General features: G+C 36.5%; 13 protein-coding genes. 3 read left to right on the plus strand and 10 right to left on the minus strand.

All coding sequences use genetic code 11. The features are described 5' to 3' along the window. Position 1: 1 nt before the first annotated feature. Complete coding sequence (gene rfaE1 / locus B0O44_RS07115) at positions 2-955, minus strand: D-glycero-beta-D-manno-heptose-7-phosphate kinase (RefSeq protein WP_146229781.1); 954 nt, start codon at positions 953-955, stop codon at positions 2-4. Between the two features lie 230 nt (positions 956-1,185). Here rfaE1 and B0O44_RS07120 point away from each other — a divergent pair, with 230 nt between their 5' ends. Then, positions 1,186-2,121 (plus strand): class I SAM-dependent methyltransferase, encoded by a 936-nt coding sequence (locus B0O44_RS07120; protein ID WP_110828620.1) that lies wholly within the window; start codon positions 1,186-1,188, stop codon positions 2,119-2,121. An 88-nt stretch (positions 2,122-2,209) separates the two neighbouring features. Continuing rightward, complete coding sequence (locus B0O44_RS07125; RefSeq protein WP_110828622.1) at positions 2,210-3,073, plus strand: hypothetical protein; 864 nt, start codon at positions 2,210-2,212, stop codon at positions 3,071-3,073. 31 nt (positions 3,074-3,104) lie between these two features. Here B0O44_RS07125 and B0O44_RS07130 read toward each other — a convergent pair whose 3' ends face one another. From B0O44_RS07130 to B0O44_RS07170, 9 genes are all read right to left on the minus strand, one after another. Then, positions 3,105-5,357, minus strand: a complete 2,253-nt coding sequence (locus B0O44_RS07130; protein WP_110828625.1) for a glycosyltransferase — start codon at positions 5,355-5,357, stop codon at positions 3,105-3,107. Between the two features lie 35 nt (positions 5,358-5,392). Next, entirely contained in the window at positions 5,393-7,597 is a 2,205-nt protein-coding gene (locus B0O44_RS07135) for a glycosyltransferase (RefSeq protein WP_110828627.1), read from the minus strand. 12 nt (positions 7,598-7,609) lie between these two features. Next, entirely contained in the window at positions 7,610-8,539 is a 930-nt protein-coding gene (locus B0O44_RS07140; protein WP_110828630.1) for a hypothetical protein, read from the minus strand. A gap of 27 nt (positions 8,540-8,566) precedes the next feature. Further along, positions 8,567-9,304, minus strand: a complete 738-nt coding sequence (locus tag B0O44_RS07145) for a glycosyltransferase family 2 protein (RefSeq protein ID WP_110828633.1) — start codon at positions 9,302-9,304, stop codon at positions 8,567-8,569. Between the two features lie 3 nt (positions 9,305-9,307). Continuing rightward, positions 9,308-11,137: an ABC transporter ATP-binding protein gene (locus B0O44_RS07150; RefSeq protein WP_110828635.1), complete on the minus strand. Its 1,830-nt coding sequence runs from the start codon at positions 11,135-11,137 to the stop codon at positions 9,308-9,310. Positions 11,138-11,194: 57 nt separating this feature from the next. Then, positions 11,195-12,181: a glycosyltransferase family 2 protein gene (locus B0O44_RS07155; RefSeq protein WP_110829189.1), complete on the minus strand. Its 987-nt coding sequence runs from the start codon at positions 12,179-12,181 to the stop codon at positions 11,195-11,197. 10 nt (positions 12,182-12,191) lie between these two features. Further along, positions 12,192-13,070: a glycosyltransferase family 2 protein gene (locus tag B0O44_RS07160; RefSeq protein ID WP_110828638.1), complete on the minus strand. Its 879-nt coding sequence runs from the start codon at positions 13,068-13,070 to the stop codon at positions 12,192-12,194. A gap of 80 nt (positions 13,071-13,150) precedes the next feature. Continuing rightward, the gene (locus B0O44_RS07165; protein WP_110828641.1) at positions 13,151-14,347 is read right to left on the minus strand and encodes a glycosyltransferase family 87 protein; all 1,197 of its coding nucleotides are present in this window, start codon (positions 14,345-14,347) and stop codon (positions 13,151-13,153) included. Positions 14,348-14,379: 32 nt separating this feature from the next. After that, positions 14,380-15,033 (minus strand): glycosyltransferase family 32 protein, encoded by a 654-nt coding sequence (locus B0O44_RS07170; protein ID WP_110828643.1) that lies wholly within the window; start codon positions 15,031-15,033, stop codon positions 14,380-14,382. 135 nt (positions 15,034-15,168) lie between these two features. On the opposite strand from B0O44_RS07170, the gene meaB reads away from it, so the two are divergent. Further along, the gene (gene meaB / locus B0O44_RS07175; RefSeq protein WP_110828646.1) at positions 15,169-16,059 is read left to right on the plus strand and encodes a methylmalonyl Co-A mutase-associated GTPase MeaB; all 891 of its coding nucleotides are present in this window, start codon (positions 15,169-15,171) and stop codon (positions 16,057-16,059) included. Positions 16,060-16,350 lie beyond the last annotated feature (291 nt).

The raw sequence follows: 16,350 nt of genomic DNA on the forward strand, positions 1-16,350 counted from the left end.
ATTAGGATTTAGGGAATTTTTGATCAATTTCTTCAAAAGTTGCTACCGCGCTCCCAACTTTGCTGACCACAATTGCCGCAGCATGATTGGCAAACTCGCAGGCTTCCTGAAGAGATTGATTAGAAGCCAATGAAACACCTAATGAAGCCAGGACTGTATCTCCGGCTCCCGTGACGTCGATTACACCCATCGCTTTGGTAGGGATTAATGTAAGTTCATTTTCTGCATAAAAAGCAATACCTTCTTCAGAGAGCGTGATGATTACCTTATCACATTGCGTAATTTCTTTTAAGGATGCGCAAGCTTGTTTGAGGCTTTCATGGTCTTTTATTGCAATTCCTGTAGCCTGGGCAGCTTCTTTTTTATTTGGTTTGATGATATGGGCCCCTCTATACTTTGCGAAATCCAATCCTTTCGGATCTACCAATGTAGGTATGCCTTTTAATCTGCATAATGTAAAGATCTCTTTGAGCAGACTGCGTGTTAAAAGCCCTTTATTATAGTCTGAAATCAAAACAATGTCAAACAGATCAATCTTATTCTTTAGAATTTTGATCAACTGTGTCTCTATTTCAACAGGAATTTCAGAAAGATTTTCCCGGTCCAGTCTGATCAGATGATGATTTGAGGCCAGTACTCTTGACTTAACGGTTGTACAGCGCGAATTGTCTGTTAGCATACCATCTCCTATAATGCCGCAATCTGATAATTCTTTTATGACTAAAGCGCCATGTTCATCATTTCCGATCACTGAAATCACGTCTACGACACATTTGAAGGAAATTAAATTTTTCAAGACGTTTCCTGCGCCACCCAGGGTATATTCTTCTTTTTGTATTTCTACTACCTGTACGGGTGCTTCCGGGGAGATCCTGTTGCAGTTACCATAGATATAATGATCAATCATGATGTCACCGATAACGAGTACTTTTATTTTAGGATTAAGATTATTCAATTCGTGTTGTTTTATATTTTTCAATTTAGTTCAGTAATCCTGTTAAATCGAAAATAAGCTTGTGATAATTGTTTGTTGTAACAGTTAAAAGAACGTAAAAATACTGTTTATAATTTTAAAATGCCAATTCCATAGTTCTTGCCTATAGTGTCGATTTAACGTTCTTGTTGGCATTTATGGAGATTATCATGTATGTTTACTGACAAAATTTGTTTAGGAGAAATTACCATATGAAAAAATGTGAAGTCTGTAGTACCGAATTAAAAAACACATTCAATGCCAGAGAAATGATGCTCGGTACGCGAAAAGAATTTGCCTATTCTCAATGTACAAAATGTAAAACCATCCAAATCATAGACGTTCCGGAAGATATAATTGCATACTATCCAGATTATTATTATTCCTTTAAACAAGAGATTCCTAAACTTAAAAATCTTCCCATCTTAAAAAGACTCTTTAAAAATTTTAGAATGAAAAAGAGGTATAGAAGGGGGGGCTATGAAATCTTAAGACATTTAGAGCCTCTTCATATACTTCCTTCTCAAAAAATACTAGATATTGGCTGCGGTAAAGGTAAATTGATCTGTGACATGTTTAATGCTGGTTTTACGAATATCCAGGGTGTGGATAAATTTATTGATCAGGAATACGACTATGGTTACAATGTTAAAGTTATTAAAAGTGATTTAAGTGAATTAGAAAAAGGAAGCTATGATTTTTTGATGATGCACCATGTTTTTGAACATATGGCAGAGCCGCTTCAAGAGTTTCGTAAATGCCATGATCTCCTTAAAAACAATGCCTATCTTATGGTTAGAATTCCTGTGATTGGTAAAGCCTGGGAAATTTATCAGCAGGACTGGGTTCAATTGGATGCACCTCGGCACTTCTTTATTCACAGTGAAGAAAGTATGAAAATATTAGCTGACAATGCCGGCTTTACGATTACAAAAATCGTATATGATTCAACGTCTTTTCAATTCTGGGGAAGTGAGTTATATAGGAGGGACATTCCTTTGGTAAAGGAGGAAACCAAAGAATATGTTGCCGCAAAAGATTTTTTTTCTGATGAAGAAATAACATCTTATGAAAAATCAGCGGCGGATTTAAATCGTGAGAACAGAGGTGACCAGGCTATTTTTTATTTACAAAAGAAAGTTAAATAGAAAAAATGATTGAATTTTTCATTGACTTCTATGTTGAAAAAGTAATAAATTTATACCTGTACTCCATGTATAAAAGGACTAAAATCTAATGAGCATTATAAAAGTAGGTTATCTTATATCGTATGATTATGAATTTCTAAAAATTTCTTTACCCAGAGTTTATAGATTTGTTAATGAAATTTATCTGGCCGTTGACGCTGACCGAAAAACATGGGCCGGAGAAAAAGTTACAATTGCTGATGAATTTTGGACATGGATTAAAGAGTTTGATGTCGAAAGAAAAATCACTATATATGAAGATTATTTTTACGTTCCAGAACTTGGACCAATGGAATGTGAAACCAGAGAAAGAAACCTTTTGGTAAAACAAATGGGAAAAGCGGATTGGTATGTTCAAATAGATTCTGATGAGTATTTTGTAGATTTTGAATCTTTTGCACATAGACTGGAAAAGTATAAGCCTACTGGCCCGACAACAATTTCCTGTAAAGTCGCTACATTGTTTAAAGAAATCCCATCGGGTTATTTATTAATTGATGAGTCTGTGACGATCTTACAATTTGCAACGAATAATCCTTTTTATGACATGGCAAGGGTCAATACCTCAGAAAATAAACTGGTTCAATGGAATGACCTTGTACTGCATCAAAGTTGGGCAAGAAGTGCTCAGGAGATACTATTTAAATTAAATAATTGGGGACATAAAAATGACTTTAATACATTGAGCTTTTATAAGTTATGGGACGCTATAGATGAAAATAATTATGACTGTCTCAGAAATTTTCATCCGCTGGAACCAAAAGTATGGCCCAATCTGATTCTTTTTCCTGGAAATATTACAGATGTACTAGATTCCTTTAAAATGAAGGAGATTAAAGAACCAGAAGCTGAACCAATAAAAAAGGAAAAACCATTTTTGTCAAGACTATGGAAAAAAATAAGGTCTAGATAAACTGTTTAACAAGCCTGCTAACATCCGCTTTTTACAGAAAAAGCTTTTTTAATTTATCCCCAACGTATTCTGGAGAATATTCTCTGATCGCTGAGAAGGAATTGGATGATATTAGTTCCCAAAGGTTTTTGTCTTCATAAAGATGGATGATTCCTTGAGCAAACTCTTCTGTTGTATTTGCAATTAATGCATTATAATTATGTTTTAAATTCATTCCTTCTGCTCCTACATTCGTTGTAATAAGAGGAAGCTTGAATTCTAAACTCTGCCCTATTTTTCCCTTCATCCCAGCTCCATATCTTAAAGGGGCAACAAAAATTCTTGAATCAAGGAAATATTCTGAAACATCTTTTAAATATCCAGGAACAATAACTTTGGGTGATTGAAGATTTTGAACGGATTCAGGTGGGTTACTGCCCAATAAAGTCAATTTAATATCAGGATACTTATGCCATACTAGTGGCATAATTTCTTTGACAAGCCATACGACTGCATCTACATTCGGCGCATGTTGATAGCCACCAATAAAACAAATTCCATTTCGATCGTTAAATGTTTTATCTGTGCCGACATATGGGCTATGTATATTTGGGATCATGACAACTTTTCTTGCTCCATTTTTTTCTAAAATTTCTCGTTCAACGTCGGTAATAGCAATTGTAATATCTGCCTCTTTAGAGAGATTTACTTCTTTTTGTTTGGTTTGGTTAACTTTCTCTAAAGCATCTGTTTTTAAGTTATTCGCTAATTTAAGTCCTCTTTCCTCTCTTATAAAATGTAAATCTACTGTGTCGTATACCCATTTTATTTGTCGGTTTGCTTTTAAAAAAGGTGAATAAATCTCGTTAAGTTCGGGCCTGGATACCCAGGCAATGTTGATGTTAGGAACAATCTCTTTTAACTCGTCTAATGGATTTTGGAATGGGAAAAGAGGGTAGATTAAACGAATGCCAAGATTGGTTAATTTTTCAAAATAAGGGTGTGTCTTTTGTCGATCATGGGGGAGGAATATAATATTGTACTTGAGGTCTCTAAATATTTTTAAAAGTTCATATACCCGAGTATACCCTGAAGCCTTATCATACTCTGGTAGGCATGAATCTATGAAGAGTAATGTTTGACTATAATTAAACTTATCAGCAACAGATGAGGCTTGAATTGTATTCGGAAATGTCTTGAAAACTAATGTCCATTTATCAAGGAATTTTTTGGAGTTAATAAGTTGATATTCTTTTACTGTTCCTTTTTTAATGGTCTTTCCTGAGCTAACACCTTCAAAATGGACAATTTCAGCTAAGGGCTGATAGTAAACCTTCTTGTTTAATTTATGTCGGATGGAGAAGCACAGATCAGTATCCTCATAATAAGCAGGAGCAAAATCATCATCAAATCGACCTATTGATTCGAAGTCGGCTTTTGAAAGCATTACTGCGGCACCAGAACAATAATCCGTTTGTCTCAAATAATTATATTTAGATAAGTTTGGATCGTCGAATCTGCCATAGTTTGCTGGTTCTCCAAGATAATTCACCAATCCCCCTGCTTCCTGTAAAAGTCCATAAGGATAAATGAGTTTACATCCAACCAAACCGGTACTTGCATCGTTTTGAAACACGGAGAGCATATGATTTAACCATGCTGGTCTGACCTGTGTATCGTTGTTTAAAAATAATATATATTTCCCACGAGCAACCTCAGAGGCTTTGTTACACGACCTTAAGAAACCCATATTTTTAATATTCTCTAAAAAAACAATATTATGTGCCTTCTCCTTCATGAAGATCGATGTATCATCTGAAGAGCAGTCATTAACCACGATAATTTCATATTTAATACCCTGAGTATGATTTAAGATGGAAAGAAGACAATTGTATGTATAATCCAAATGATTATGTACAGCAATGATGATACTTACAAGAGGGACTGTTTCTATTGGAAACACTATTGGCTTGAGTATGGGATGTTCTGGAAGAAGATTCTCTACTTGAAATTTATATAAACCCAAAAGTCTCTTCAAGAATTTTTTAGGAGCCTTCTCTCTGAAATATTTTGGGTATGGATTTTTATTGAACCTGAAAAGACTGATGAGAATAAAGAATATCCGTTTGGTAAAAAGAATTAGAAATGCTTTTTTGAAAATTTTAACTTTTACTCCTTGTTCTTTTGTGATATAGTATTTTTGGGTTATTCTTAAGCAGGTTTTGTAATTATTTTTATCTATCCAGCGTGTAAATTTTTTGGAGCTCATAAATATTATACTAATGGTAATTGGTTTCTTACTCATTCTGAGTAGTGAAAGTCGATTTAGAATCAGTCCAGCTAATTCAAAGTTAATTCTTTTAGAAGGTCTTTTAATTTTGTTGCTACATTTTCCGGAGTATATTCTTCCAACGCAAGAATAGAATTGCGCTGAATTTTGTGCCACAATTCAGGGGATTCATACAGCTCTATAATTTTTGCTGCAAATTCGATTGCCGTTTCTCCTACCAATACATTTTGGCCGTCAATAAGCGGCATTCCTTCAATACCGATTTTTGTAGAGACAATTGGTAGTCCGTATTCAAGGCTCTGACCAATTTTTCCTTTCATTCCTGCTCCGTATCTTAAAGGTGCAACAAAGACCCTGGAGTTGATAAAATAAGGTTCTACATCGTGGATAAAACCTGGTACATCAATGCGGTCTGATGTTAAGGCCAGCACTTCAGGTGTTGGTTTGCTGCCCAATAAAAGAAGTTTAATTTCAGGGTTGGTGTTCCATACCAGAGGCATGATTTCTTTTGCGAGCCATACTGCAGCGTCAATATTGGGTTCATGGGCATAGCTTCCTATAAAAACGAGATCTTTCCTCTCCTCAAAACCCGGATTGTCTTTATCTGTAATCAGTTTGGCATGTACATTAGGAATAACAGATACATTTTTGATCTTATTTTTGATGAGGATCTGTTTTTCAACGTCAGTAACTGTAATGGTATGGCTGGCTAGGTTTGCAAGCCTTAATTCCAACGCTCTGATCGGCTTAATTTTTTCTTCAATTTTAACCGGATCCATGTCTGAGAGCTCAAATGCTCTCTGCAGGCGGATAAAGTGTAAATCAACTGTGTCGTAGATCCATGGGATCAATTTGATGGCTTGAATTGTCGGGCCATAAATTTGATTGATATCAGGCCTGGATATCCAGGTCAGGTCGATAGAAGGCAAAAGATCGGGTATTTTTTTTACAAGCTTTTCTTTTGGATACCTGGCGTAAATTACCCGAATACCAATGTTTACCAAATTGCTATAATAAGGTTCAACTCTAAGTCCTTGATGGGCCAGAAAGTAAACCTGAAGATTTAAGGATTGGAATAATTTAATAAGTTCGAACAACCTTTTTGAACCGGAGTCCTGATCTGGTTTAGGCAATGTTGCATCAATAATAAGGATGGACTTCTGATCTTTTTTTTCCTTGATGGATTTTGGTGATGGCATCAGGATTGTATTCCATTTTTGGATAAAGTGTTGTTTTGAGAGGGTCGTTTGAGAGCCCTTTTGGTACTTTGGCAGACCAGAGACAAGGCCTTCAAAATGCACGATGTGAGTAAGTGGCTGATAGTATATTTTTTTATTCAAGTTTGTTTTTACGGTATAGCAAAAGTCGGCATCAATATAAAACCGCACGTCATAGCCGGAACTAAACTTGCCAGCTTGATTAAATGTTGTTTTTTTAACGAGAAGGCATGCAGAAGAACCAAATCCGGTCTCTTTGATATAATTGTAATCAAACTGTTCGGCATCGTCGTAACGGCCATAATTGACCTCTTCTCCATGAACATTTATACCATTGCCCGCCGCTTTCAGGAGCCCATAAGAATAGATGAATTTCGGACAAACCACACCAGTCTCCGGATCATAATCAAATACACTTAGCATGTTTTTTAGCCATTGATCATTTAACAAGGTGCGATGGTCAAGAAAACATAAAAATTCTCCGTTTGCAATCTCTGCGGCACGGTTTTGTAAAACTGTTAGATTTGCTTTTTGGTCTTTTCGGATACGGATTATTGATGTTGATGCCAGGAACTGATCATTCTGGTTTGTCACATCATCAGTGATCAAGATTATTTCGTAAGCAATACCTGCGGTGTTTTCCAGGATTGAACGCAGGCAGTTGTAGGTATATATAAACTGGCTGGATGATGAAATAATGATGGATACCACTGGATTTGAAAAATTTTGAAAGGCCAATGGTTGATAATTGTTCTGTAATTCTGCTTTGGCATTTCGCAGGGTATAAAATCCTAAAAGTCTGAGCAGAAAATCTTTTACAGAATTGCTGTTGATATATTTAGAATAGGGATTTTTGTCCCATCTAAACAGGCTGAGAAAAATAAGAAAAAACCGATTGAGATACAAGAATAGAAAACGGATGGAAACAGGATTTACAAACAAGCCCTCTTCTTTTTTAGAATAGTATTTTCGAACTATTTTAAAGCCGGTATTGAAATTTTGTTTGTCAATCCATCTCCCGATTTTTTTAAAACTCATCAGCGTTCTGTTTTATTTTTTCTTCTTTAGAAATTTAGAAAGGAATGATTTTTTCTGCTCATAAGCCCATTTTTTTCCTGAATATAATTTTACACCAGCATCAATCATTTTTTGCTGATACAGATCATATAAAGAACGTACATCCGGATTACTGGCAAAAGTATACCTGTAGTTTCCCGAAATCTCATGCTGGTTATATTTATAGGAACTAAAGTGATAGAACTTTAGGGAGACTTGATCATTAACAAAAAACCGATCCCCTTTGTTGCTCAAAGAGCGCTCATGTAAATTCCATGGGCCCATATTATATCCTTGATCGAATAAAATTTTAGTAGATCCAGGGAAAAATAATGGAACATAATTTATCCAGAGCTGATCAACAAAAAGACCGTGTCTGGTTCTGTTGAAGCCCATCGTTAAAGTTCTGTTTTCCCACCAGTTCAGAAGTTTCATATAATCTCCTTTTTTGTTTATCCCAATATAACCCAGGTTATATAAACCATGGTTCAGGAAAAGGTTCTCATTTGGGGAGCCTTCCTGCCAGGGAATGGGATTCATAATGTGAGGCGTTAAAAGAATGGGCGCTTGTTCAAAATTTGTATCCAGTTGTTTAATATCATCAAACAATTCAATATCCGGGTCGAAGTAGTGGACGGTTTCGGCTCCTTTTTCCGTAAAAAGATGCTTAAACGCTGATGCTTTGATGCAGGTATTTAGCTCGACTATGTCATATTTTTTTATAAGATCTGAGAATTCAATTGGAAGTGTTTTGGCGAGGATAAATTCTATGCCGGGGAAATCCTGATAATTGATTTCCGGATGTAATTCGTCTACCAAGAAGAGATAAAACTTATATTCCTTTGCAAATTGGTGGATAGATGCAGAGAGGATTTTGGCTTGTGCCAGGTAATTGTTAGTACAGATAGTAAAAGCAGCCTTCATAGAGTTCGGTCTTTAGGATATGAAATTTTATCTGAACAGTCTTTGTATGCTTCGAAAAATATTTCTTGCTGTATAGAAGATGTAGACATCCATCGGGAATATTTCTTTAATGATTTGTACTCTGTCTTTTTCAAAATCGAGGTCTAAGGCATTTACACCAGATGTCCCGAGGTCGTTAAATTTAGAGATGACCAGATCAAGGTATCTGAATTGATAATTACTTTTAAAGTATAGGCGGATGTTTAGGTCGTAATCTGCCCATATTTTATATTTAATCTGATAGTTATATTTTTTAAAAACAGTTGAAGGATAGAAAACCGTTTGATGATTGAAATTGTGTTTACTAAGCTTATATCTGTTCATTTTTCCAAAACGAATGGTGTTTTTGTGTGGATAATAAGCATTCCCGTATACTATTTCATTGTCTTGGGGGCGGATACTAAAGGTTTCAGCCAAAACAAGTGGTGTCATTAACTCATCATCGGCCCCCAAAAAATAGATCCATTCTCCAGAGCATTTTTTTATGGCTTTGTTCATGGCATCATAGATTCCTTGGTCTTTCTCTGAAGAAAAAAAAGCGATCTCACTTGTATACTTTTCAATAATTTGGACCGTGCCATCGGTAGAGCGCCCATCTAAAATAATCAGCTCAAAATTGTTGTATTCTTGATCTAGGACACTTTTAATTGCCTTTTCAATAGTGCCTACTGCATTTCTGACAACAATTACGATGCTAACTTTGGGAAGGGGGGATAGAGATGCCATATTTTAATCTGTAAATGTTTGCATATCTATTAGTCGTTTATAAAGGCCGTCTTTAGCAATCAGGCTGCTATGGTTTCCCGTTTCAACGATCTGGCCTTTGTCAATAACTACAATAGTGTCTGCATGCTGAATGGTACTCAGACGATGGGCAATAACAATTGATGTACGGTTTTTCATCAGGTTATTTAAGGCGTCCTGTACCAATTTTTCCGATTCAGTATCCAGTGCAGAGGTGGCCTCATCCAGAAGCATAATTGGTGGATTGGCTAATACTGCTCTGGCAATACAAACACGCTGTCTTTGCCCGCCTGATAAACGATTTCCCCTATCTCCTACGAAGGTTTGATAGCCTTGTTCTGTATTTAAAATGAATTCATGGGCATTCGCAATTTTGGCAGCAGCAATTACCTCTTCTTCCGTTGCATTAGGTTTGGCGAAAGCTATGTTGTTGAAAATAGAATCATTAAATAAAAAAGATTCCTGATTAACAATACCCATTTGTGTACGGATGCTCTCTACTGTTAGATCCTCATAGGGTTGACCATCTATTTTTATTATTCCTGATTTAGGGTCATGAAAACGGGGGATGAGGTCCATTAGTGTACTTTTACCTCCTCCGGAAGGACCGATAAGGGCAACCGTACTACCTTTGTTTATTTTTAAATTAATATCTTTTAGCACTTCTTTTGTACCATAGCTGAAGGAAACATGCTCTAAGCTTAGGGCTTGATGGAATCCTTCTAATTCTGTTGCCCCTGGCTTATTGATCAATTCTGGTTTAGTGTCAATAAGCTCGAGGACCCTTTCACCTGCTGCGATACCAGAATGGATACCACTGAAAGAATCGGTTAGTGCTTTTGCCGGTCTCATCACTTGCGAGAAAATGGCAATATAAGCAATGAACTTACTGGTAGAAAGGGCTCCAGGCTGATGGCTCATAATCAAGGTTCCACCATACCAAACAATAAAAGAAACCATAATAACCCCTAAAAACTCCGATACCGGAGATCCGAGTTGCTGTCTTCTGATCATCTTTCTGTTTAAATTGGAATAGAATACATTCTCGGCATGAAACTTATCTTTGATCCTTTCACTGGAATTAAAGGCTTTGATGATCTTTATTCCTCCTAGGGCTTCATCTAAAAAGCCAATCATTTTTGCAAATGATTCGTGAGCTTCTTTAGCTTGCTGTTTGATCCTCTTCACAATTTTACTGATGATAAATGCGGAGATGGGAATAACCATAAGCGAAAATAGCGTAAGCTTTACCGAAATAGACAATAAAACGATAATGTAAAAAATCAAGGTGAGCGGTTCTTTGAATACGACCTGTAAGGTATTGGTGACTGTGAATTGTACCACCTGGACATCTGAAGCAACTTTAGAAATGATATCTCCCTTACGCTCATTATTGAAAAAACCAACATGCATATTCATCACATTATTAAATACTGTTTTACGAAGATTTAATAAGGTATGGACCCTCAGGTCTTCCATGATCCGTTGAGAGAAATATCTAAAAATGTTAGATAACAATACCGAAATAACAATAATAAAGCAGACGTATGTAAGGGTTGATTGCGGCCCGTTGATTGCCATGGAGGTATTGACAAAATCTGTGAATCTTCCTGTAATATCAAAAGCATTGGTGGCTGTTGAAGCGATACTCTTTGTGTTTTTTGAAGTGGTTGAAATTAAGGTTTCAAAAAGAGGAGATAAGAGTGCGAGATTTAATACGCCAAATAGAACAGAGAGTAAAGTAGTAATGACATATGGAATGGCAAATTTCTCTATGGGTTTGGCAAAGGATAATAAACGAAAATATGTTTTCATTAAAAAAAATTAGGCAGCAAAGTTACGGTTTCTATTTTTAATAAAAACAAGCAGTCTTTAGAGGTATGTAACAGGTTTTTCAGTCACAGATTTATTGATAAGATCAATAATGTTCTGTACTTCGAGCTTTGAATGATATTTTGTTTTTAAGGATAGAATATTATTCTTTGAAACTTCTATTTGCCGGCTGTACCGGAGATAATCTTTATAACTGTTAATGATCCATGATTTTCCAAGGAGAACTTTTGGGAGAATTTCTATTAAAAGCAGATAATAGGGCCATATTCTTGCTCTAAATCCTGTTAAGTGTATGCTGTGAAATATAAACCTGTTTCTGAAATAGATCTTTTTCATAAAACGGAGTTTTACCTGGGTTTTTGTGCTGGCACCGACCTGATGGAAGCATACAGATTGATGTTCATAATAACATTTCCAGCCAAGAAGCCAGGCCCTTAAACTCAGGTCGGCATCTTCGGAAGAGAATGGAGAGTAAATTTCATCAAAACCACCAAGCTCTTTTAATTTTTTGGTATCCACAAGTGCATTTGCTCCAGATAAATAGGCCGTATAAGTACTATTGTCCTTTGGGTCCTTGCTATAATAGAATTTGTTTGCTTTAAGCCTGCATCCCTTTCGAAATAAAATACGGGCGGCATCCTCAATTCTGCTTCCGTCTGCGGTCATGATCCTGCCCATTACACCAAAGGTATCTTCGTTTTGGAAGTATTGCCATTGCTGATCAAAATAGTTCTCCGTCAGTCTTACATCGGAATTGAGTAAAAAGGTGAGTTCGTAACGTGCAACCTCAATTCCGCGGTTACAAGTATAGGAAAAGCCTTTGTTTTCTGCATTGATGAGGACTATAATTTCCGGATAATTTTCTTGTAGAAAAGTTACGCTGTCATCCCTTGAAGCATCGTCTGCAACTATAACTTCAAAAGGCATATTTATATGTGTTGCCGCCGCCAATACAGAGGGAAGATAAGCCTCAAGTAGAGATTTACCATTATAGTTTGGTATGATTATAGAAAGGCTCTTCTTCATGACTTCAATTTTATTTAACAATTTTATAGTTACGGTATTCAAACACCCTCCAGCCTGTCAGGTCTTCTATTTTTTGCAATAAACGCCTTCGGAAAGACATTTTGGGGTTTATTTTGCTTAAGTCCTCATTAAATATCCAGTTGGTAGCAGCAATCCTGTCTTGCATTACTGATGGATGGGTTTCGGTAAACCTGATCAGCCGGTCGGCGTTATGCATATCGAAGGTGTTTTGAATGGGGAGATTCTGTTCTACCCATTCTTCAGTCTGATAAAACTGATTAAAATTTCGAACTTTTCCTTGTAGGGCTTTTGGGGTTTTGACCCATCCGTAGTGATAGATATAGGCATCTATTAATTTTACTTTTAATTTTCGGCCATTAATTCTAAAACCTTGGGCATCCCTGTAAGAATATATACCAGGAATGTTTTTTAATATACGTACTTCTCTTCTGTACCAGCGACGGGATTGAGCTGTAAAGTCATAAGAGCCATAGAAATGCCGATATTTTAAAAGTAAGGCTTCAACATTTTTGTCTTCAAGATTATCTTCCATTTCCCGACGGATTAGTGACAGATATTTTTCATGAATACATTCATCTCCCTGCACATAGATCATCCAGTCTGTATTGGGCGAAATAGCAGTTATCGCCTTATTTGTTTCCAGAGCAAATACTTTCCCTCCTTCTCTAAGGGTGTCGTCCCAAACAGTATTCAGGATCTTTATTTTCTCGGGTGCAATCCTTTTGATCAGGTCTGAAGTTTGATCAGCAGAATTTCCAAGGGCGACTACAAATTCATCACACAGGGGGAGTACTGATCTGATGGCTTCACTCACCGGATAATCATTTGTAACAGCATTTCTAATAAAGGTAAAACCGGTAACTTTCATTGTATGGACAGGATTTCTTTTATTTATCTACAAAGATACATTTTATTCTATAAAGATAGTTTTGTTGACTGCTGCAAAAATCAAATTTCTAATTCAGTTTCAATCCTTTTGCTTTTAAAATCTGTCACCAACATTTGATAGCTCAGGTAAAGCCAGATGAGTGCACAAGGGAGTGCTTTTAATGAATAACGCATAATGTAATTGTCCCTAATGTATTTTGGGATAAAATCGGTAGGGGCCATTGTTGTCAGAAGAATAGCAAAAATAAATAATCCGATGATTTCTGTCTTTAATGGTCTTTGCTGAATCATGAACCATATGGCTACTCCGGTAAAGGCAATAATATAGGTTTGTGATTCTGAAGAATTGCTAAAAACAACAGTGAAGATGAGTGTGGAAGCAAGGTACATCATCCTGAACGAATTGGATTTGTATTGACCGAGTCTAACATAAGGAAGACAGAAAAGGATTATCCCTCCCAGTAAAAACGGCCAGTTTGGTATAGATGGGTCTTGCAATGTTCTTCTGAATATACCCATAATAGAAACATCCTGCCAGGAGACCAGGGTTGCGTTCTCCAATTGTTTGGCCGAAAGGGAAACCGACCAGTCTTTATAGCATTGGATAATGTAATCCGGGCTGAAAAAAAACATAGGCAGAATGAAAAATAGAACTGCCCAGAAGATACAGTAGGCTATGAATTTTGGCTTGTTCTTTACAAAGAAGAAGAATGCCAGCCCAACAATTCCGTACAATTTGATATAAGTCCCCAAAAAGATCAAAAATGCTGCAAAAAAGTTATTCTTTCTCTCAATCATAGTGTAGGAGAGTATAATAATCGCGGTGATAGAAGGATTGATCTGAAAAGAAAAGAGAGAGGAAAGCAATTCGTTGGTGATGATCCAATAGACAGCAACAATTTTTGAGTTTTTTAATGGTAGTGTGGAGATGGCGTAATACAGGGTGACTACATTGACGATCTGCCATAAAAACATTCCGACATATTTTGGAAATAGTGTAAAAGGGGCAATGACCAAAGAGAACAATGGGCCATAATGGTTCATGTCACCGTATTCTGCAGGATATTTCAGATAGAGGTTTAAATGATCTTTGGCGTGAAAGAAGGTGTATTTAAAAATGAGATAATTATTGTGTTCTTCACCGGCTTTCAATTGTTTTAGTGTCGCTATTACTGCTAATAAAAACCAGATGGAAAGAATAAATGACCGGTTGCTGAATAATTTTTCTAAAAGTTGTTGTGTTTTATTATAGTTCATCAGATTTTTTAAATACGTAGATCACCAATTCTTTAGTCAGGGCGAAGCACGGGGCGGGTAAGTTGTAATTTTTTCCAATGTTCTCCTTTGCGATACAGAAGCTTGCTAAAAGGGTATTTAAACCTAAGGTGACCATTGTAATCTATCCCGAATAATCTATAAGGAACATCTGGGGTATTGGCTATGCAGGTATTGACGCCTTGTGTGTAAACCGTAGGACCTGTCATTTTATGTACATCATGCGGATACCTGTTGTTTCGGATGTTATCACAAACCAGCTCCAGAGTTTGTTTAAGAAATGGGTGCCCGGGTTCATAAACCAGTGCCCATTGAACATACAATGTCGGGTTTCCTTCTTCTGAGATAACAGCGGTGTCTGTTGGTTTTATAAAATCATTGAGACTTCCTCTGATTGAACTGTCTATATCAAGATAAACCCCTCCTTTTTTTAGCAATATTGCATATCTGAAGAAATCTGCTTTTGCAGCCCCAATATTTAATCGCTGATATAACTTTAATGTTTCTTCATCAAATTCTTCTGAAAGAAATTTTTCAATCCTTTGGTCATCATAGAATTCATAAATGTAGTCAGGATTCTTTTTTCTGAATCTGGAAATATGCCATTTAGTTATAAAAGGCAATTTTTCTGTTTTAAAAGTCTGATGTATAATTTTTGGGATAGGCATGCTCGGGTTTTCTGTGGCTAAAGCTAGCATTTCATTGGAAACTGTGCAAGTACGACTGCTGATGTGTCTAGAAAGGAGAAATTGTTATAGATAAATGTTCGATAAAATGTATTTCTTTGTGTAAAAAGATAATTAATGGATGAACTTGAACCTATTCTACAAGGAATCAGACAAGGAAATTTTCTTGCTTTGGCCAGGGCATTAACCTGGGTTGAAAATGACATTGCTCCGGCTGCAGGCTTACTTCGTTCACTTAAAATGAATGTAAAAGTGCCTGTGGTGGGGATTACGGGTCCGCCCGGGGCCGGAAAGAGCACCCTGGTTAATGCCGTTGCAACCTATTTTGCTGATCTTCAGAAAAAGGTAGCCATTCTGGCTGTTGATCCAACCTCTCCTTTTAATTTTGGTTCATTGCTTGGGGACCGGATTCGAATGTCTGCCCAGTTTAACAGGCCCAATGTCTACATCCGTTCTGTAGCAACAAGGGGCGCTTTGGGGGGTATTTCCGCGAAAACTATTGAAATGGTAGATGTGATGCGGGCATCAGATTTTGATTTAATTTTGGTTGAAACTGTTGGTGTCGGACAGTCAGAACTCGAAATTGCGGGACTAGCTGATCGTACGGTGGTTGTTCTTGTTCCGGAATCCGGAGATGAGATTCAGAATATTAAATCGGGTCTAATGGAAATCGCCCAGGCCTTTGTGGTCAATAAGTCAGATCGGGAGGGGGCAGATACTTTTGCCAATAATCTAAAAAAGCTAGTTCATCATCAGGAACCCAAAATTCCTGTTTTTAAAACGGTCGCAGATAAAAACATGGGAGTCAAAATGTTTTGTGACTGGCTTCAGGAACCCTTTTATTTAGAAAATGAACGCAGACCTTATCTGATGGCAGAAAAAGCATTCAAAATCCTACAGCATTATAAAATGAGCAGTATAGATAAGGTCAGTTTCAGAAGAGAAATCAAAGACGCCATGAAACAAGCAGATTTTAATGTTTACCGCTTTCTGGAGCGCTGGTATTAAATTGAGTAGTATTCCTGTCTGAAAAAAAGGACTTCTAGGTGTATCCAAGACACTTTTGATTTTATCAGGTTGAAGCAATGGATCTCTTTTTATGCAATTGGCAGTAAATGAAATTTCAATGACAAATTTGGTTGTTTATTTGATTTATACTTTTTAATGGGTCTTATTTATTTGATTATTAGAGGTTTGTGCTTTGCTTTTTTGCTCGATTGGTTTAATGGAAAGCTGTTGCTTCTACTGATTATGAAGTATTTATATGCTGAAATGCTGTATTTTTTTGCTATTTTTAAG

It is taken from the genome of Pedobacter nutrimenti (genome assembly GCF_003208655.1).
In the GTDB taxonomy this organism is placed as follows: Bacteria; Bacteroidota; Bacteroidia; order Sphingobacteriales; family Sphingobacteriaceae; genus Pedobacter; species Pedobacter nutrimenti.